A 19,101-nucleotide genomic window follows, 5' to 3' on the forward strand; every position below is an offset into this window, starting at 1 on the left:
TTTCGACGGGACACGCAGGTGCTCTGGCTAGAATGTCGTCAACGACATTCACGCTGCGCTAGCATGACCATCCTCGTTATCGAAGACGACCGCAAGACCGGCGACTACCTGAAAAAAGGGCTCATCGAGTCCGGTTATCAGGTCGATCTCGTGCGCAACGGCACGGACGGATTGCATCAGGCGCTCGCGAACAACTACGAGCTGATCGTGCTCGACGTGATGCTGCCGGGCATCGACGGCTGGCAGGTGATGTCCGCGTTGCGCGCGAAACGTGACCTGCCTGTCATTTTTCTCACGGCGCGCGATCACGTGACGGACCGCATTCACGGGCTCGAGCTCGGCGCCGACGATTACCTCGTCAAGCCGTTCTCGTTCACGGAACTCGTGCTGCGCATCCGAACCTTGCTCAGGCGCGGCGTAATGCGCGAATCGGATACGTTTCAGATCGCGGATCTGCATGTCGATGTCCTGCGCCGCAAGGTGACGCGCAAGGGCATCGATATCGCGCTCACGAACAAGGAGTTCGCGCTCTTGCATCTCTTCTGCAAGCATCAGGGCGAGGCGCTGTCGCGCACGCTGATCGCATCGGAAGTGTGGGACATGAACTTCGACAGCGATACCAACGTGGTCGATGTCGCGGTGAAGCGACTGCGCGCGAAGGTCGATAACCCGTTCGATCTCAAGCTCATCCACACGGTGCGCAGCATCGGCTATTCGTTCGGGGAACAGCCTTGAACCGGCCTTCGCGCTCGCTCGCGGTCCGTATCGCGCTGTCGTTCGCGGTGATCGTATGCGTCGTCGTCGGCATGGTCGGCGCATCGCTCTATCACGCGACGAATCGCGCGCTGTCCACGCGTGCGGATTATCAGCTCATCGGGCGCGTCGAGCATTTCCGTTCGCTGCTGCACGATCTCTACACGATCAAGGAAATCGAAGCGCGCCCCAGGCTCTTCGAGACGATGCTCGGCGACCGGCAGGACGTCATCCTCTTTCGACGCGCGGGCACGGCGCCTTTCATCAACGTCAATCCGGAGCAGATGCCGCTCCCGCCGCTGCATATCGTGCCGGTGACGCGGCCCATCGGGCTCGATGATCTCTACGAAGGCTCGCGCGCCGATGGCGTGCGCATGCGCTGGGTCGGCGCGCAGGCGCGCATCGGCGAGAGCGGCGAAGTCGTCGAGATCATCGCGGCGCACGTGATGACGCAGGAGGCGCGCGTGTTGTCGGCGTATCTCGAGCGCGTATGGATCACCGTGATCGGCGCCGTGCTCGTGACGCTGCTGCTCGCCTACTGGGTCACGAGCCGCGGGCTCATGCCGCTCAAGTCGATGGCCGGCAAGGCCGCGGAGATCACGCCGGATCGATTGTCCGCGCGGCTCGATGTCGCGCATGCGCCGGCGGAATTGCAGAGCCTCGCCGCATCGTTCAATGCGATGCTCGATCGTCTCGAACACGGCTATGAGCGCCTGCTGCAATTTTCCGCCGATCTCGCGCATGAAGTGCGCACGCCGATCGGTGTGTTGATCGGCGAGACGCAGGTCACGCTCGCGCATGAGCGCAGCGTCGCGGAATATCGCAGCGTGCTCGAATCGAATCTGGAAGAACTGGAGCGGCTCGCGCGCATCGCGCAGAACATCCTGTTTCTGGCGCAGGCGGATCATGGGCAGCAGCGCATCGAGCGCGAGCGGCTCGATATCCGCGAGGAACTGGAAACCATCGGCGCTTACTTCGAAGGCATCGCCGATGAACGCCGCATCACGTTCGATATCGACGCCGATGGCGACATGGTTGCGAATGCAATCATGTGCCGGAGGGCGATCGGCAATGTCGTGGTGAATGCGGTGCGCTATGCGACGGCGGGCACCGTGGTGCGCCTGCGCGGACATGCGGATGAAGCGGGCGCGCGCATCGTCGTGGGAAATCATGGCGCGCGCATCGGGCAGGAAGAGCTTGCGAAGCTCTTCGACCGCTTCTATCGCGGCGATGCGGCGCGCAGCGAATTCACCGAATCGAGCGGTCTCGGGTTGTCGATCGTTCAGGCGATCATGCGTCTGCACGGCGGCAGCGCGTCCGCCGCATGCACGCAGGATGGATGGATCGCATTCACGTTGCGGTTTCCGTCGACGGATGAGTGCGCCGCGGACCGCAACGCGAATCCTTACCTCAAGGAAGCCTCCAAAGCTTCCCGCTGCGCCAGCAACCCGTGAATCTGCGCGACGACCGCCGCGCCTTCACCCACCGCAGCCGCGACACGCTTGGTCGAATTCGACCGCACATCGCCGATGGCGAATACGCCCGGCACGCTCGTCTCGAGCGCGAGCACGCCTTGCGTGCGTCCTTCATGCGCCTCGGGACCGGTCATCACGAAGCCCTTGCCATCGACATTCACATTGCAATTGCGCAGCCAGTCGGTATTCGGGTCCGCACCGGTGAACAGGAACAGATGCCGCGAGTCGATCGTGAGCGGCCCTTCCGGCGTCTTGCAGTTGACCGCGGTGAGCGCGCGGCCATCGCCGTCGAGCGAGGTGATTTCCGTATGCGTGCGCACCGTCACGTTCGGCAATGAGGCAATGCGCTCGACCAGATAGTGCGACATGCTCGCCGAAAGCCCCGCGCCGCGAATCAGCACATGCACGTGCTTCGCATGTGTCGCGAGATAGACGACCGCCTGCCCCGCCGAATTGCCGCCGCCGACGAGCACGACTTCCGCGTTCTTGCACAGCTTCGCCTCCACCGGCGATGCCCAGTAATACGTGCCGTGCCCTTCATAACGCTCCAGCCCCGCGATATTCGGCCGCCGATACGCCGCGCCCGATGCGATCACGACCGTCTGCGTCGTGACGCGCGTGCCGTTCTCCAGTTCGATCTGAATCGGATTGCAATCGCAATGCAGCGCCTTGATCTTCGTCGGGATCGCGATATGCGCGCCGAACTTCTGCGCCTGCACGAACGCGCGCCCGGCGAGCGCCTGGCCGGAAATGCCGGTGGGAAAGCCGAGATAGTTCTCGATGCGCGAGCTCGCGCCCGCCTGCCCGCCCGGCGCGCGGCAATCGAACACAGCCACCGACAAGCCTTCGGACGCCGCATACACCGCCGTCGCGAGACCCGCCGGCCCCGCGCCGACGATGGCGACATCGTAGATATGCGCCGGATCGAACTCGGGCAGCCAGCCGAGCTGCGTCGCGATCTGATTCTCATCGGGCGCGCGCAGCACGGTGCCGTCCGGACAGATCACGAGCGGGAAATCGGACGTCGATGCCGAGATGCGCTCCAGCAGCGAAATCGCGTCGGGATCGGTGCACGCGTCGATCACCGTGTACGGATAACCGTTGCGGCGCAGAAAGCCTTGCAGCGACACGAGACGGCCATCGTCCGACTGACCGAGCAGCACCGGACCGCTGCCCTTCTCGATCAGCCCGACGCGCCGCAGGATCAGCGCGCGCATGATGCGCTCGCCCAGCTCCGCTTCCGCGACGAGCAGCGCGCGCAGACGCTCCGGCGGAATCACGATGCCGTCGACATCCTCGGCCGCGAGGCAATCGACGAGACAGGGCTTGCCCGAAAGCTGCGCCACTTCCGCCAGAAAATGCCCCGGCCCATGCTCGACGACCAGATGCTCCTGCCCGAGCGCATTGCGCCGCGTCACGCGCACGAGCCCTTTCAGCACGATCACCATGCCGCGCCCGGTCTCGCCCATGCGGAACAACCACTCGCCGCGGCGCCAGTGCGCGGCCGTGCCGAAGCGGCTCATGCGCTCGATCTCGTTGTCGGTCAGGCGCGGGAACATCTGGTGCGCGCGCGTTTCGAGCGGCGAGAAGGGCGCGCTGTCGTCGCTGGCCACGGGCGCCGCGGCAGGCGACGGCACCACGTTCGGATTCGGATTCTCCAAAGGCTCGCGTGCGTTCCATGCGACGACATCCGGCATGCCTTGACCAAGCTCGCCGTTCGGGGTTGTGCTCATGCGCGATCTCCGTGTGGAAAACCAGCTTCATGAAGGGATGCCGGGCCCGACGAAGCCGCCGGTGCCGCCGCCGATTTCACCGGCCACGGGCACATCGCCGCCATCTCCGCGACTTCCTCGGGCGTGGCCGCCGAGAGCTCGCCGAACTCGGTCAGCGTCGCGACATCGAAACCGGCGAGCCGCCAGGCGTCGAGTCCGCCCGTGAGCGGCACCACGTCGCGAAAGCCCGCGGTGCGCATGGTCTTCGCCATCCACGCCGCCGACACCTCGTTCGGACACGAGCAATAGATGACGACCTTGCGCGACTTGTCGTAGTTCTCGATGATCTCCGCGAGATCGCGCTCGTCGGCGAAGAGCGATCCGGGAATGGTGAACGGATCCAGCATGCGCTTTTCCGGCGAGCGGATATCGAAGATCACCGGCAGCGGCTCGTCGTTCATCAGCGCGTAGAGCTCGTCCACGCTGATGCGCGCCTTCTCCAGCGTGGCCATGAGCGCGCGACGGCGCCACCAGCGATACGCGACATAGATCGCGAACAGCGCGGCGATGACCATCACCGCCTGACGGCCGAGCAGGGAGATCATCGCGAAGACCATTTCCAGCTGCGCCGCGAAGATCACGCCGACGATCAGCCCGACCGCGCCCCACAATGCGATGCCCGCGCCGTCGTGCGCGATGAAGCTGCGCAGCCGCACGCCCATCGCGCCCGCGAGCGGCACGGACACGAGCGAGAGGCCCGGTATGAACTTCGCGACCAGCAGGATGCGCACGCCCCAGCGGCCGAAGAAGCGCTCGGTTTTCTTCACGCAGGTATCGCGCGAGAGGGACAGCTTGCAGATGGTCTTGAGGGTCTTGTCGCCGTACTTGCGCCCGCCCTGGAACCAGACGAGATCGCCGAGCACGCCGCCCGCCACCGCGACGCACAGCACGCCCAGAAGCGGCGCCCAGAACGCGCCGCCGTTCACCGCCATGAGCGCGATGGACGCGCCGACGACGATCATCGTCGGCATCGCGGGCACGGGCAGCCCGAGCGCCGCGCCCATTACGTTGAGGAAAACGATCGCCGGGCCGAATCGATCGACTAGCTGATGCAACAACATGGGAATCTCCCGTGCGGGAAGGGTGCGAATTCGCGGGACGACGGGACGCGCGCCGGGAAACCGGCGCTACGAAGGCGCAAGAAGCACGAAAGCGAGAGAGATACGAGCTTGCAGCCGCTCGTGGTTCAACGCGGTGCACGCGGCGCCGGGCCGACGTTCGTCACATTTAAGGGGTAAGTGTAGCCCGGAAATGCGAACGTAAGCATGACAGGCGCGCGGGACGCGGGCATCGCGCGCGCGATGCCCGGTGCGGGAATGATGCGATGCGCAGAGTGTGGGATCTAGCTGCGTTCGTCGGCGATATAGGCGCGAATCACATCGGCGAAATTCTTGTCGCCCGAGAGGCCCAGTTGCTCCGCGCGCGTCGGATTCCACGCGCCCGGCCAGCTGCAGACGATCTTCTCGATGCGCTCGTCGCGCTGCCAGTCGATGCGCTGCACCGCTTCCTCGCCCGCCACTTCGCGCAGCGCCGCGACCATCTCGTTCACGCTCACCGACAGGCCCGGCAGATTGATCACGGGCCGGTTGCCCAGCTTCTCACGATCGATCTCGCATCCCGCGATCAGCGCCTCGATCGCGCTCTTCGGCGAAAGGACCCATACGCGCGTGTCGCCATCGACGGGACAGGTCGAGCGCTCGCCGTTCAGCGGCTCGCGGATGATGCCGCTCGCGAACGACGACGCCGCCGCGTTCGGCTTGCCGGGCCGCACGCTGATGGTCGGCAGGCGCAGCACGCGGCCATCGACGAAGCCGCGCCGCGCGTAATCGGAGAGCAGCAGCTCGGCGATCGCCTTCTGCGTTCCGTACGACGATTGCGGATTGAGCGCGGTGTCGTCCTGCACGACATCGGGCAGCGTGCCGCCGTACACCGCGACCGAGCTCGTGAACACGACGCGCGGTGCGTGGCCCGCCGCGCGGCACACTTCGAGCAGCGCGCGCGATGCGTCGAGATTGATCTTCATGCCGAGATCGAAGTCCGCTTCGGCCTGGCCGCTCACGATCGCGGCGAGATGGAAGATGGCTTCGGTCTGCGTGTCGATGCAGCGCTCCAGCACCGCGCGATCGGAGATGTCGCCGGTTTCGGCGCGCACGCGTTTGTCGGCGAGAAGCCGTTCGTCGTTGGGGCGCGCGACGTCGAGCAGCACGAGTTCGGTGACCGGCTTGCCGTCGAGTTCATTGCGCTCGAGGAGACGCTTCGCGAGACGCTGACCGAGAAAGCCCGCGCCGCCCGTGATGAGAATTTTCATAAGGTCGCTTCCTTGCTCACAGATAAGGTTTGAGCCAGCCGAGGCCCTCGGACGTGCCCGCCTTCGGCTTGTATTCGCAGCCGATCCAGCCTTCGTAACCGAGCGAATCGATCAGCTCGAACAGATACGGATAGTTGAGTTCGCCGATGTTCGGCTCGTGCCGCTCCGGTACGCCCGCGATCTGGATGTGCCCGACGCCCGCGTTCGGGCGCTTCATGTCGCGCTTCAGCTTTACCGCGATGTCGCCTTCGACGATCTGGCAGTGATAGATGTCGAACTGCACTTGCAGGTTCGGTGCGCCGATTTCGTCGCAGATCGCTTGGGCTTCGTCCTGACGGTTCAGGAAGAAACCGGGGATGTCGCGGGTGTTGATCGGCTCGATCACGATGCCTATGCCTGCCTTTTGCGCTTCTTTTGCCGCGTATTCGAGGTTCTTCAGGTACGTTTCGCGGTGTTTGTCGCGAGGTTGATCCGGGGCGATCAGGCCGGCCATGACGTGCAGTTTTTTGTTGCCCAGCACGGCGGCGTATTCGAGGCCTTTTTCCACGCTCTTTTTGAACTCCTCCTCACGCCCTGGCAGCGATGCGATACCGCGTTCGCCCTTCGCCCAGTCGCCCGGCGGCGCGTTGAAGAGCGCTTGCGTCAGATTGTTGTCCTTGAGTCGTTGCTCGATGTCCTTCGCTGCGAAGTCGTACGGGAACAGGAACTCGACCGCCTTGAAGCCATCTTTCGCCGCAGCGGCGAAGCGGTCTAGGAATGCATGCTCCGTGTACATCATCGTCAGGTTTGCGGCGAATTTTGGCATTTGCCTGGCTCCTTGGGTTCTCGTGTCGATGCGGCTTGCGCTTCTGTGAAATCCTGTGTTCGTGTCGGTCTATTTGCTCTGCCCCTGTGCGGGGCGGCAGTCACTTTCTTTGCTGCTGCAAAGAAAGTAACCAAAGAAACAGCTATCCCCAGCCTAAGCACTTCAGGCCGGCCGCGGCACAGAACTTCGCTCGTGGTCCGGCTGTAGCGAGTGCCCTCACAAGCCTAACCGGGCTTGGATCGCGCACGGTCTGTCATCTCGCGCCACATAACAAACTGGTTCAGCAGTCATTCATCCGGCACCGCGCTTCGCGCTGCCGTCGGGCTCTTCCGGTGGTCTGCTACCAGCGTGCGCCGAATGTTTTTCGCAAATCCTCGATCGCCGACTCCGGCAGCGGTTCGGGGCGCGGCGTCGTCGACAGATACAGTTGCGCCGTCTCCTCTAACTCTTCCAACGCGTAGCTCGCGTGCGATACCGACTTTTCCCACACCACCGGCCCGAGGCGTTCGAGCAGCACCGCGCGCACCTTCGACGCCAACGCCGCCACTTCTTCCGCCACGGCGGCATCGCCCGGTCGGCGATACGCTATCAGCGGCACGTGACCGACCTTCATCACGTAGTACGGTGTAATCGGCGGGAGCACGTCCTCGTTCTTCCATACGCCCGCCAGCGTCAGCGCGACAAGATGCGTCGAATGCGTATGCACGACGCCGCGCGCATCAGCGTTGTTCTCGTAGATGCGCCGATGCAGCGCAAGCGTCTTCGACGGCCTTCCGCCCGAGACGTGATTGCCTTGCAAATCGACCTTGGCGATGTCGTTTGGATCGAGGCGGCCAAGGCATGCGTCGGTCGGCGTGATCAGCCAGCCATCGTCGAGGCGCGCGCTGATGTTGCCCGCGCTGCCCACCGTGTAGCGACGCTCGTAGAGGCTCTTGCCGGTAAGGCAAATCTCTTCACGTACGGAGTTTTCGGTCGATGCCATCACAGTGCCTTCAGCGCCTTCTCGAAAAAATCGGTCGTGCCGAAGTTGCCGGACTTGAGCGCGAGACCCAGCGCATCGTCGGCCTTCGCGCCGATGGATTGCGTCGCCGGCACACCCGGATCGATCTGCGGTCCGATGCGCAACGAACGCACATCGAGCGCCTGCACGACCGCGCCCGACGTCTCGCCGCCCGCGACGACGAACTTGCGCACGCCCGCATCGCGCAACCGGCGCGCAATCGACGCGAGCGCGTCTTCCACCAGATGTCCCGCCTTCTCGACGCCCAGTTCCTTCTGCACGGCCTTCACTTCATCGGGCGATGAGGTCGCGTAGATCAGCACGGTTTCATTCTTTGCGAGGTGATCGCGCGCGAATGCGACGGCCTCATCGGCCACCGGTTCGCCGCGCGAAAGCGCCATCGGATCGATGCGAAAGCTCGGCTTCGATTCGCGCCAGTGCGCAACCTGCGCGTTCGTCGCCTTCGATGCGCTGCCCGCCAGCACCACCGACTTGCCTTCGATCTTCGGCAGATCGGCGGCGTGCTCCGCATGCGCGAGCAAATTCGCCGCGCGGAAGTTTTGCGGCAGACCGAGCGCGATGCCCGAGCCGCCCGTGATCAGCGCAAGATCGCGGCACGCTTCGCCCAATGTGTAGAGATCGGCATCGGACACGGCATCGGCGATCGCGAGGCGTACGCCGTCCTTCTTCAATTCGTCGATGCGCGCGCGGATCGCGTCCGCGCCCTTCGCGATCGTGTCGTAGCGGATCAGTCCGACTTTCGATTTCGTCTGCCGCTGCAAGACGCGCACGAGGTTCGGATCGGTCATCGGCGTGAGCGGATGATTCTCCATGCCCGACTCGTTCAGCAGCACATCGCCGACGAACAGGTTGCCGCGAAAGATCGTGCGGCCGTTCTCGGGAAACGCCGGGCACGCGATGGTGAAATCGTCTTTCAACGCATCGAGCAAGGCGTCCGCGACCGGGCCGATGTTGCCCTTGTCGGTGGAATCGAACGTCGAGCAATACTTGAAGAAGAACTGGCGGCAGCCCTGCGCGCGCAGCCATTCGAGTGCATCGAGCGACTGGCGCACCGCATCTTCCGCGGGAATCGTGCGCGACTTCAGCGCGACGACGATCGCGTCCGCTTCGATCTGCGTCCCCGCTTCCGGTATGCCGATGGTCTGCACCGTGCGCATGCCGCCGCGCACGAGCATGTTGGCGAGATCGGTCGCGCCCGTGAAATCGTCGGCGATACAGCCGAGCAGTGCCTGCGTCATCACTTCGCTCCCTTCGGGACTTCGATGCCCGGAAAAATCTTGATGACCGCGGAATCGTCCTCGCCGCCGTGGCCGGCCGTGGACGCCATCATGAACATCTGATGCGCCGCCGCCGAAAGCGGCAGCGGGAATTTCGACGTGCGCGCCGTATCGAGCACGAGGCCCAGATCCTTCACGAAGATATCGACGGCGGACAGCGGCGTGTAATCGCCCGCGAGAATATGCGGCACGCGGTTCTCGAACATCCACGAGTTGCCCGCGCTGTGCGTGATGACGTCATAGAGCGCATCGGGATCGACGCCTTCGCGCAAGCCCAGCGCCATGGCTTCGGCCGCAGCCGCGATATGCACGCCCGCGAGCAGTTGATTGATGATCTTCACCTTCGAGCCCGCGCCGTGCGTATCGCCCAGACGATAGACCTTGCCCGCGATCGCATCGAGCACGTCCCCGCACGCGGCGTAGGCATCGGCGGGGCCGGAGGTCATCATCGTCATGTCGCCGGAATTGGCCTTGGCCGCGCCGCCGGACAAGGGCGCGTCGAGCATCAGCACGCCCTTCTCCGCGATGCGCTTGCCGAGGTCGGCGGCGAATTGCGGCGATACCGTCGCGCACGCGAGCACGACGCTGCCGGGCTTCATCGCGGGCACGGCGCCGCTTTCGCCGAACAGCACGGCTTCGGTCTGCGCGGCGTTGACGACGACCGTCAACACGACCTCGCACTTGCCGCCCAGTTCAGCCGGCGACGCGCACGCGATGCCGCCTTCGGCCGCGAATGCATCGAGCACGGGTTGGCGCACATCGCATGCATGCACGGCGAAGCCCGCGCGCAACAGCGAGCGCGCGACGCCCATGCCCATCGCGCCCAGGCCGATCACCCCGACGTTTCGTGTCATAGCAAAGTCCTTAACAGATGCCCGCTTCCGCCAGACGGCGCGCGGCGTTGATGAGATGTGTCTGCGCGGCGTCGCGCGCGGCGGCGGCATCGTTCGCGCGGATCGCCTCGACGATCGCCGCGTGCTCCTCGCGCACCTGCCGCATGAAATCCTCGCGCAGCGCCTCGTTGCCGCGCGTGACGAGCGTGCCGGCTTCGAGATACTGGTTCAGAAAGGTGAGGGTTTTCAGGAAGTACGGATTGCCGGTGGCGTTGGCGATTTCCCGGTGAAACGCGACGTCCTCCGCGACGCCGTCGCGGCCTTCGCGCACCGCCGCGTCGATGCGCGCGAGCGCGGTGTCGATCGCGGCCATCTGCTCGTCGGTGCGGCGCAGCGCGGCTTCGGACGCCACTTCGGCCTCGATCGCCCGGCGCAGCGCGAGAATCTGCATGACCGCGCCCGGCTCGACCGCCTGCGCGTAATCGATGCGCAACGGCCTGATGCCCGCCCGCTCGACGATGAACACGCCGCTGCCCTGACGCGGCTCGACCATGCCTTCGTTCTTCAGCCGCGAAATGGCTTCGCGGATCACCGTGCGGCTCACCCCGAATTCCTGCGAGAGCACGGCTTCGGTCGGCAGCTTGCCGGTCTTGACGAAGCTGCCCTTCTCGATCAGCTTTTGCAATTGCTGCGCGACCGTATCGCTCAAGGCGCGCGGCGGGATTTTCTCGAACATGCGATCCGATGAGGCTCGTAAAGTCATCGGGTCATCATACAAGTTTTTGAGATGAACGTTGACCGAGGGATAACCCTCGGCCACGCATCATTTGGCGTCCTGTGGCGTTACTGAGCGAGCGGTTCGTCGATGAGGGCCAGCGCGTCGCGAATTTCGGAGACGTCGCCGGGGCGCACGAGGCGCGCGACTTCCTGGCCGCCGAGCATGAAGATCAGCGTCGGCCAGAGCTTCACCCGAAACGAGCGGCCGAGCGGTCGGCCGCTGCCGTCCTCGATTTTCATGTGTTTTACCGCGCCATGCCCATGAAACGCCTGCGCGATCAGCGGCTGCGCGGCGCGGCAGAAGCCGCACCAGTCCGTGCCGAATTCGACGACAGTCGGGCCGCTCAGCGCATCCACGTCGGCGCGCTCCGGCGCGGTTTTCGCATATTCGATATTCATGCTCATGGCGCTCGTCCTGGCTCCTTTGTGTCTCGATGAAGTCAGCAGAAAGCTTGCCCGCTCGCTCCGGCAGCGGGCATCGGGCACCTGTCAGGCGCCGACGGCGATCGCCGTGACTTCGTTATGCAATCCGGCGGTAATCGTCACCGGGATATTCATCCGCAACGCCATCATGAAAAGGCTGTTTCGGTTGTCGTAAGTATCGCTATTAGGCCACATATGAGTGCAATACCGGGACCCGTCGTCGGTTTGCAGCACGTAGTTGATGGCGGCGCCGTGATCGTTGTCGACGATTCTGACGATCATTCCGGTGCGGCTGTCCCGAAGTTTAAGAAACGCACAACTGAGCGAGGGCATCGGTGAATTGCTCGGCGCGATGGCGATGCCCGTAATGTTTCCGGAATCGTCTCCGGACAGCGTGATGGGCAGTCCATAGTCCAGCGCCATCATCAGCAAATTATTTCGATTCTGGTGAGCGAGGATATTCAACTGGCCGCAATACAACGCGCCCTCCGCGGATCTCAAAACGAAATTAACCTTGTCGAGATCGTTCGAATCGATAATGCGGATGAGAAATCCGCCCTTGACACCCGTGAGCGGAATACCGCCCGGAACGAGGCACAGGTCGGAAGGACTATCATTGTTTCTCACTGGTGATCCTTTCTAACAGGGATTTGACTCGCCCGAGTCGAAACGCACGGCGCGACTCGGCGCGTCTCCGATTCAGGGCTATCGCCTCACATTTCGTTTGCGTGATTCGAGCCATTGCCGCGGAGCGATTGGCCGGAGTCGCCAATGACCGCCGTTCTGACATAACTGTTTATTCCGCCGGCGACCATCATCGAACGTCCCGATTCAAGCGCCATGCAAAGCAGCGCGTGCCGGTTGCGTCGGCGCCGCGTGTCCATCTGCGCGCAGTATTGCGTTCCGTCAGGCGCCTGCACGAGATAATTTACATAGACCGATGCATCGGAATCGATGATCCCGACGATCACTCCAGCCCGTACGCCATCCAACGGAGTTCCGGGATGAACAAGGGATGGAATCACGGGCGAACTTCTGATCTTCATCCTTTATTCTCCTGACTGATGATGCGGCCGTTTAAAAGAATGAGTCCGGGTGGTCCGGGCAGGCGATTCGTTAGCGACAGAAAGCTTCTGCTCATACTTAAAAGGTTAGATATATCAGGCTTTTTATGTAATTTTTTAATCATGCATTGAACTTAAGCGGACGTTTCATCCATCCGCCACGAATAATCAGCGATAAAGACCTCCCGCGCGACGCGGAACGCGTACGCCTGGTGAAGTAGAAATTTTAGTAGATCGAGGAAAACGATTAATTGCTTCGGAATTCCTCGATTAATTAGAGCGTAAATCCATGCCGCCGGAATTTTGCCGATCGGAATTGTAAATTGTCAGTTTTTTACAGAAGGCGCGCGCAATGCGGCACGCCGCAAAGCTGCGGCGTGCTGTCGACCAACCGCGCATTTCAGGCCGCGCGCGCGCGACGCGCCTCGTACGCTTTCAGATGCGCGTAAGCCACCGCCAGTGCGGACACGCCCTCGACCGGCGTGCGCCGCCGCGACAGCAGATCGCCGACGATGTGGTCCGCTTCGATCGGCGCGCCGCTTTCCAGATCGCGCAGCATCGACGCGGTCATCAGCGAGCCGCGCTCCGAGAAGAACGCACGTGCGCGCATGACGACCGCATCGCCCGGCGCATGCGCATGGTCGCGCGCGACGCCGCTGCATTCGTCGAAGAGCCGGAACAGCAGCGCCTCGCCGCCCGGCACCGCGACGATATCGCCGATGGGCGCGCGCATCAGGCAGGTGCCCGTCGCGAGCGTGGCGAGGAACACCCACTTGTCCCACATCGACTGCAGGATGTCCTCGCTCACGCTCAGCTCGAAGCCCGCGCCGCCGAGCTGCGCGGCGATCGCGTCGATGCGCGTGGAGCGCCCGCCCGCGCGCTCGCCGATGGTCATCGAATGCATGTTGTTGAGGTGCAGGATCTCGCCGTCGGCGTCGAGCGTCGCGGCGATCACGCATTGGCCGCCGAGCACGTTCGCCGGGTCGAAGCGCGCATCGAGCGCGTCGAGATGGCCCATGCCGTTCAGGAGCGGCAGGATCGCCGTATCGGGGCCGACGGCGGGCGCGAATGAATCGATCGCGCCTTGCAGGTCGTAAGCCTTGCAGCTCAGCAGCACGAGGTCGTAGGGACCGTCGATGTCTTTCGCGAGGACCATCGGCGGACAGGCGAACGCGAGATCGCCCTCGGGGCTCTTCACTTTGAGGCCGCACTGCCGCAGCCGCTCGGCGCGACGTTCGCGCACGAGAAAGGTGACGTCCCTGCCCGCTTCGAGCAGCCGCGCACCGAAGTATCCGCCGATGGCCCCCGCACCCACTACCAGAATCCGCATGTCTCGCTCCGTGTCATTGGTTTGCTCTTTGCCGATGTCAGGCCTGCCACACGCCGTAGCCCGCTTCCCGCAAGCCGATCGCCAGTTCCACTTCCATGTCGCGCGCGCCGTCGTAGGGCATCGGGTTGTACATCTCGTACAGATGCGGCAGAAGCCGCAGCCCGAACTCCCGCACGAAGCGGTTCGACTGGATGCCCGCCTTGTGTTTGTCGAAACGCACGTCCGGGTCGATGCCCGTCATGCCCACGTACACGAACGGCATGCCGGTCACGTAGTCGGGATTCGCGCGCCGAAAGCGCGCTTCGTTCCAGACCGTGTCGGACAGTTCGACGACGTAGACGGAATAGTGATGGCTGCGCGCACGCCGGGAGGGCGGCATGTTTCGGATGGCCTTCTCGGCGTGCTCGTTGCGGGCGTTCATTCTAAGACGGCATCGCGCGATGCGCCCGGTCGGCCGGCGTCCAACCTGCCGGATACGCCCCAAAGTGGTAAATTCGGGGCGGTCTGCGCTCGCGCAACGATCGGAGCGCCGCACGGCCGGCGCGCCGCCGATCGGCCGGAGACGACCTCTCACGCGCGGGCGCCGCTACCATCGACACGTTTTCATCCCGAAGCCGCGCGCCACGAGCCGCGCTCGCTTCGGTCATTCGGAGATCAAGCATGAGCAAACAAGCTATCGGCGTGGTAGGCCTCGCCGTCATGGGCCGCAATCTGGCCTTGAACATCGAGAGCCGAGGTCACGCCGTTTCGGTCTATAACCGCAGCCGGGCCAAAACCGACGAACTGATTGCCGAACATCCCGACAAGAAGCTCGTGCCCACCTACACGCTCGAAGAGTTCGTCGATTCGCTCGAAAAGCCGCGCCGCATTCTGATGATGGTGAAGGCCGGCGCGGGCACCGACGAGACCATCGCCCAATTGCGCCCGCTGCTCGACAAGGGCGACATTCTCATCGACGGCGGCAACACGCATTTCACCGACACCATCCGCCGCAATCAGGATCTCGCGAAGTCGGGCCTGCATTTCATCGGCACGGGCGTGTCGGGCGGAGAGGAAGGCGCGCTGAAGGGTCCGTCGATCATGCCGGGCGGACAGAAGGAAGCCTATGAGCTCGTCGCGCCGATCCTCACCGAGATCGCCGCGAAGGCGCCGGACGGCGAGCCGTGCGTCGCGTACATGGGCCCGGACGGTGCGGGCCACTTCGTGAAGATGGTCCACAACGGCATCGAGTACGGCGACATGCAGCTGATCGCCGAAAGCTATGACGTGCTGAAGCGCGTCGCCGGTTTGTCGAACGAAGAGCTCGGCAAGGTATACGTCGAGTGGAACCAGGGCGAGCTGGACAGCTATCTGATCGAGATCACGTCGAAGATCTTCTCGAAGAAGGACGATGAGACGGGCAAGGATCTCGTCGATGTCATTCTCGACCGCGCCGCGCAGAAGGGCACGGGCAAGTGGACGAGCCAGAACGCGCTGGATCTCGGCGCCCCGCTGCCGCTGATCACCGAGGCGGTGTTCGCGCGCGTGCTGTCGTCGCTGAAGGATCAGCGCGTGGCGGCGAGCAAGGTGCTGTCCGGCCCGACGCCGAAGTTCGACGGCGATCGCGCCGCGTTCATCGAGTCGGTGCGGCGTGCGTTGTATCTGTCGAAGATCGTTTCGTATGCGCAGGGCTTTGCGCAGTTGCGCGCGGCGTCGGAAGAGTACAAGTGGGATCTGCATTACGGCGAGATCGCGAAGATCTTCCGGGCGGGCTGCATCATCCGCGCGCGCTTCCTGCAGAAGATCACGGATGCGTATGCGAAGAACGCGCAGCTCGCGAATCTGCTGCTCGATCCGTATTTCAGCGATATCGCAGCGAAGTATCAGGACGCATTGCGCGATGTGGTCGTCGCGGCGGTGAAGGCAGGGATTCCGGTGCCGGCGTTTTCATCGGCGATTGCTTATTTCGATGCGTATCGCTCGGAGCGCTTGCCCGCGAATCTGGTGCAGGCGCAGCGGGATTTCTTCGGCGCGCATACGTTCGAGCGGACGGATAAGGCGGGGAGTTTTCACGCGAATTGGGCGTGATGATCGGGATCGATCTGATCGGGAAGTGAGAGACGCGGCTCCGTTGGAGCCGCGTTTTTTTATTCATCGAGCAACGTGAGGTTACTGACGCGGCGCAAGCGTTGATTACTTCGTTATACACACTTATTATCGCCCATCCGTGAATGATCAGTGGGTGAAATATGAGCAATCTTTATCGATACGGCATGCACACGGACCTAGGGCCCGCCGAACTATTCTTCCTTATCACAGTCGATGAAACCTATAGACAAACGGGTCTTGACGATCTGACGAGCGTCGCGATGATCCTGCTGGGGCAGCCCTTCCTTCCGACCCGAGGGAAATTCAAACTCGCGATCAAGGGCACCTCGGTTGCATCAATCGTCTCAAGAACAATGCTGCCCTTCGACATCATACAGGATATTGCCGACTGTCACGTCGTTTTCGAGCCTTTTGATGCTTCGCATCAAGTTCACTCGCAACCTTGGAGCATTCGTGGGACGAGCGATTCCGGGCGTAGGTTGGGTCCTTCTCGCTACCGATGTGTCCACGATTCTTTTTCGCTCCGTTCTGCTCTATAACAATATGGTGAGACCCGAGGATCGACTCAGATGACCGCCCAATCGCAAACCTGGGACCGTCTTGTCGAATACTTCGAAGCAAAGATCGGCAAGCCGCCCTTGGGACAGACTCGATTCACGCCCGAGACCGATCTCTATCACGACCTCGACTTGAATCCACCCGAGATTTCAGCGTTGCTTCACGACTGGGGATTAAATTTTGGCGTCGACATCAGCGAATTCGACATCGGCCATTACTATCCCTTCAGTCAATTGAGCAAACCGGCCTTCTTCTGGACGCTGCTCAGGTCGCCCTTTAGCCGACAGGCCCGGGAAACGCTCGGAGGCTGGCAACTCACCCTCGGCATGCTCGAGGAAGCGATGATTCGAGAAAAGTGGGTCGTCGATTGAGCCATCCGCTTCAAGCAAGCTCCACCCACTCCCCATTCCCCCGACTGCTCCTCAACACCGCCTCCACGAACCTCAACCCCGCGACCCCATCCTCGACCGTGGTGAGCCACTCATCCCCCTGCGTCGTCCCGCTAAGAATGCAAGCCGCCGCATCCGTATAAACCTGCGCGAACGCTTCCAGATACCCTTCCGGATGCCCCGCCGGCACGCGCGTCGCGTGCAGCGCTTCGGGACTCTGCACGCGCCCGCGCGTGATGCGCTCCGATGCGCCGCCGATCGGCGTGAACCACAATTCGTTGGGCTTCTGCTGATCGAACGCGATGCCCGCCTTCGTTCCATACACGCGCAAGCGCAGCGCATTCTCCTCGCCCGCGGCGACCTGACTCGCCCACAGCATGCCGCGCGCGCCGCCCGCATACCGGAACATCGCCTGAACATGGTCGTCCACGCGACGATCCGCGACGAAGGTCGTCACTTCCGCCGATAGCTCCGCGGGCCGCATCCCCGTCACGTACTCCGCAAGCTGATACGCATGCGTGCCGATATCGCCGAGACAGCCCGCCGGACCCGCCAGCGCCGGATCGGTGCGCCACACCGCCTGCCGGTTCGCCTGCGTCTCCACGGGCAACGACAACCAGTCCTGCGCATACTCGACCTGCACGACGCGAATATCCCCGAGCAGACCACGCCGCACCATCCCGCGCGCATGCCGCACGAGCGGATAACCCGTGTACGTATAAGTCACCGCGAACACGCGATCCTTCTCGCGCGCGAGCTTCGCCAGCGCCTCGCCTTCATCGAGCGACACGGCCAGCGGCTTGTCGCAGATCACGTGGATGCCCGCTTCGAGGAAAGCGGTGGCGATCGGCGCATGCAGATGATTCGGCGTGACGATCGCCACCGCCTCGATGCCGTCCGAACGTCCCGCTTCGATGCGCGCCATCTCGCGATAATCGTCGTAGCTGCGTGCAAGCCCGATCGCCGCCGCGCTCGACGCCGCCCGCCGCGCATCCGACGACAACGCACCCGCGACCAACTCATAGCGATCATCGAGCCGCGCCGCCATGCGATGCACCGCGCCGATGAACGCGCCCTCGCCGCCGCCGACCATCCCCAGCCGCACGCGATTCATCGCTTGTCTCCGATCCTGTCTCCGATGCCCAGCACGCCGCGCATCTGCTCGCGGCTCGCGCCGCTGCCGGCGAAGTCATCGAAGGCGCGCTCGGCCACGCGGATGATGCGATCGCGTATGAACACCGCGCCCTCGCGCGCGCCGTCCTCCGGATGCTTCAACGCGCATTCCCATTCGAGCACCGCCCAGCCGGGAAAATCGTATTGCGCCATCTTCGAGAAGATCGCCTTGAAATCGATCTGGCCGTCGCCCAGCGAACGGAAGCGTCCCGCGCGATCCACCCAGCCCGAATAGCCGCCGTACACGCCCTGCTTTCCGTTCGGCCGAAACTCCGCGTCCTTCACATGAAACGCCTTGATGCGCGCGTGATAGATATCGATGAACGCGAGGTAATCGAGTTGCTGCAATACGAAGTGACTGGGATCGAAGAGGATATTCGCGCGCGGATGATCGTCCACCGCGGCAAGAAACCGCTCGAACGTCACGCCGTCATGCAGGTCCTCGCCGGGATGCAGTTCATAACATACGTCGATGCCCGCGCGATCGAACTCATCGAGAATCGGGCGCCAGCGATTCGCGAGCTCGTCGAACGCGGCTTCGACGAGACCCGCCGGACGCTGCGGCCACGGATAGATATACGGCCACGCGAGCGCACCCGAGAACGTCACATGCGCGCTCAGACCCAGACGCTTCGATGCCGCCGCCGCGAGCTTCAGTTGCGCGATCGCCCATTCGGTGCGCGCTTGCGGATTGCCGCGCACATGCGGCGCGGCGAAGCCATCGAACAAGGCGTCGTAAGCGGGATGCACCGCGATCAACTGGCCTTGCAGATGCGTCGACAACTCCGTGATCGCGACGCCCGCATCGTCGACGGTGCGGCGGATGTCATCGCAATAGGCATCGCTCGATGCGGCCTTCTCGAGATCGATCAGACGCGGATCGGCGGGTATCTGAATGCCTTCATAGCCGAGCGAACCTGCCCACTTCGAAAGATTCGCGAGCGTATCGAACGGCGCCTGATCGCCCATGAACTGCGCGAGAAAAATCGCCGGGCCCTTGATGGTCTTCATCTTTCGCCTCTGAGAGAAAGAAGGCCGAATGAACGGCCTTCGCA

19 protein-coding genes and 1 pseudogene are annotated in these 19,101 nt (G+C 63.4%); 5 read left to right on the forward strand and 15 right to left on the reverse strand.

What is annotated here, in order from left to right:
• The first annotated feature begins 63 nt into the window (after positions 1-63).
• Positions 64-735 carry a heavy metal response regulator transcription factor gene (locus tag AWB78_RS27910; RefSeq protein ID WP_062609359.1) on the forward strand — a complete coding sequence of 224 codons (672 nt, stop codon included), beginning with the start codon at positions 64-66 and terminating at the stop codon, positions 733-735.
• Positions 732-2,207 carry a heavy metal sensor histidine kinase gene (locus AWB78_RS27915; RefSeq protein WP_232477916.1) on the forward strand — a complete coding sequence of 492 codons (1,476 nt, stop codon included), beginning with the start codon at positions 732-734 and terminating at the stop codon, positions 2,205-2,207. Before AWB78_RS27910 ends, AWB78_RS27915 begins: the two co-directional genes overlap by 4 nt.
• Here the strand turns inward: AWB78_RS27915 and AWB78_RS27920 are convergent.
• From AWB78_RS27920 to AWB78_RS27980, 13 genes are all read right to left on the reverse strand, one after another.
• Positions 2,159-3,961, reverse strand: coding sequence for an FAD-dependent oxidoreductase (locus AWB78_RS27920; RefSeq protein WP_062609361.1), 1,803 nt, complete (start codon positions 3,959-3,961; stop codon positions 2,159-2,161). The two genes, AWB78_RS27915 and AWB78_RS27920, sit on opposite strands and share 49 nt — an antisense overlap.
• Positions 3,958-5,061, reverse strand: a complete 1,104-nt coding sequence (locus AWB78_RS27925; protein WP_062609363.1) for a DedA family protein/thiosulfate sulfurtransferase GlpE — start codon at positions 5,059-5,061, stop codon at positions 3,958-3,960. The genes AWB78_RS27920 and AWB78_RS27925 overlap by 4 nt, the downstream gene beginning before the upstream one ends.
• Positions 5,062-5,342: 281 nt before the next feature.
• Positions 5,343-6,308, reverse strand: a complete 966-nt coding sequence (gene denD / locus AWB78_RS27930) for a D-erythronate dehydrogenase (protein WP_062609365.1) — start codon at positions 6,306-6,308, stop codon at positions 5,343-5,345.
• 16 nt (positions 6,309-6,324) lie between these two features.
• On the reverse strand, positions 6,325-7,113 hold the full coding sequence (gene otnI, locus AWB78_RS27935) for a 2-oxo-tetronate isomerase (RefSeq protein WP_062609367.1): 789 nt from the start codon (positions 7,111-7,113) through the stop codon (positions 6,325-6,327).
• A 340-nt stretch (positions 7,114-7,453) separates the two neighbouring features.
• Positions 7,454-8,095 (reverse strand): 3-oxo-tetronate 4-phosphate decarboxylase, encoded by a 642-nt coding sequence (otnC, locus tag AWB78_RS27940; RefSeq protein ID WP_062609369.1) that lies wholly within the window; start codon positions 8,093-8,095, stop codon positions 7,454-7,456.
• On the reverse strand, positions 8,095-9,372 hold the full coding sequence (gene otnK / locus AWB78_RS27945; RefSeq protein WP_062609371.1) for a 3-oxo-tetronate kinase: 1,278 nt from the start codon (positions 9,370-9,372) through the stop codon (positions 8,095-8,097). Before otnK ends, otnC begins: the two co-directional genes overlap by 1 nt.
• Positions 9,372-10,265: an L-threonate dehydrogenase gene (gene ltnD, locus AWB78_RS27950; RefSeq protein ID WP_062609373.1), complete on the reverse strand. Its 894-nt coding sequence runs from the start codon at positions 10,263-10,265 to the stop codon at positions 9,372-9,374. The genes otnK and ltnD overlap by 1 nt, the downstream gene beginning before the upstream one ends.
• A gap of 10 nt (positions 10,266-10,275) precedes the next feature.
• Positions 10,276-10,980 carry a FadR/GntR family transcriptional regulator gene (locus tag AWB78_RS27955; protein ID WP_062609375.1) on the reverse strand — a complete coding sequence of 235 codons (705 nt, stop codon included), beginning with the start codon at positions 10,978-10,980 and terminating at the stop codon, positions 10,276-10,278.
• Between the two features lie 107 nt (positions 10,981-11,087).
• Positions 11,088-11,426 carry a thioredoxin family protein gene (locus tag AWB78_RS27960; protein WP_062609377.1) on the reverse strand — a complete coding sequence of 113 codons (339 nt, stop codon included), beginning with the start codon at positions 11,424-11,426 and terminating at the stop codon, positions 11,088-11,090.
• Between the two features lie 84 nt (positions 11,427-11,510).
• Positions 11,511-12,071: a hypothetical protein gene (locus AWB78_RS27965; RefSeq protein WP_062609378.1), complete on the reverse strand. Its 561-nt coding sequence runs from the start codon at positions 12,069-12,071 to the stop codon at positions 11,511-11,513.
• An 86-nt stretch (positions 12,072-12,157) separates the two neighbouring features.
• The gene (locus AWB78_RS27970; RefSeq protein ID WP_157697638.1) at positions 12,158-12,490 is read right to left on the reverse strand and encodes a hypothetical protein; all 333 of its coding nucleotides are present in this window, start codon (positions 12,488-12,490) and stop codon (positions 12,158-12,160) included.
• A gap of 418 nt (positions 12,491-12,908) precedes the next feature.
• Positions 12,909-13,838 carry a 2-dehydropantoate 2-reductase gene (gene panE / locus AWB78_RS27975; protein ID WP_062609386.1) on the reverse strand — a complete coding sequence of 310 codons (930 nt, stop codon included), beginning with the start codon at positions 13,836-13,838 and terminating at the stop codon, positions 12,909-12,911.
• Between the two features lie 37 nt (positions 13,839-13,875).
• On the reverse strand, positions 13,876-14,217 hold the full coding sequence (locus tag AWB78_RS27980; RefSeq protein ID WP_062609467.1) for a hypothetical protein: 342 nt from the start codon (positions 14,215-14,217) through the stop codon (positions 13,876-13,878).
• Between the two features lie 281 nt (positions 14,218-14,498).
• Here AWB78_RS27980 and gnd point away from each other — a divergent pair, with 281 nt between their 5' ends.
• From gnd to AWB78_RS27995, 3 genes and pseudogenes are all read left to right on the forward strand, one after another.
• On the forward strand, positions 14,499-15,905 hold the full coding sequence (gene gnd / locus AWB78_RS27985) for an NADP-dependent phosphogluconate dehydrogenase (protein WP_062609388.1): 1,407 nt from the start codon (positions 14,499-14,501) through the stop codon (positions 15,903-15,905).
• A gap of 161 nt (positions 15,906-16,066) precedes the next feature.
• Positions 16,067-16,499, forward strand: a pseudogene (locus tag AWB78_RS49820) (STM2901 family protein).
• Positions 16,496-16,855 (forward strand): DUF1493 family protein, encoded by a 360-nt coding sequence (locus tag AWB78_RS27995; protein ID WP_062609389.1) that lies wholly within the window; start codon positions 16,496-16,498, stop codon positions 16,853-16,855. Before AWB78_RS49820 ends, AWB78_RS27995 begins: the two are co-directional and overlap by 4 nt.
• 10 nt (positions 16,856-16,865) lie before the next feature.
• On the opposite strand, the gene AWB78_RS28000 is transcribed toward AWB78_RS27995, so the two are convergent.
• Positions 16,866-17,987 (reverse strand): Gfo/Idh/MocA family protein, encoded by a 1,122-nt coding sequence (locus AWB78_RS28000; protein ID WP_062609390.1) that lies wholly within the window; start codon positions 17,985-17,987, stop codon positions 16,866-16,868.
• Positions 17,984-19,057, reverse strand: a complete 1,074-nt coding sequence (locus tag AWB78_RS28005; protein ID WP_062609391.1) for a sugar phosphate isomerase/epimerase family protein — start codon at positions 19,055-19,057, stop codon at positions 17,984-17,986. Before AWB78_RS28005 ends, AWB78_RS28000 begins: the two co-directional genes overlap by 4 nt.
• Between the last annotated feature and the right edge of the window lie 44 nt (positions 19,058-19,101).

This window comes from Caballeronia calidae (genome assembly GCF_900044055.2).
GTDB classification, from domain to species: Bacteria; Pseudomonadota; Gammaproteobacteria; order Burkholderiales; family Burkholderiaceae; genus Caballeronia; species Caballeronia calidae.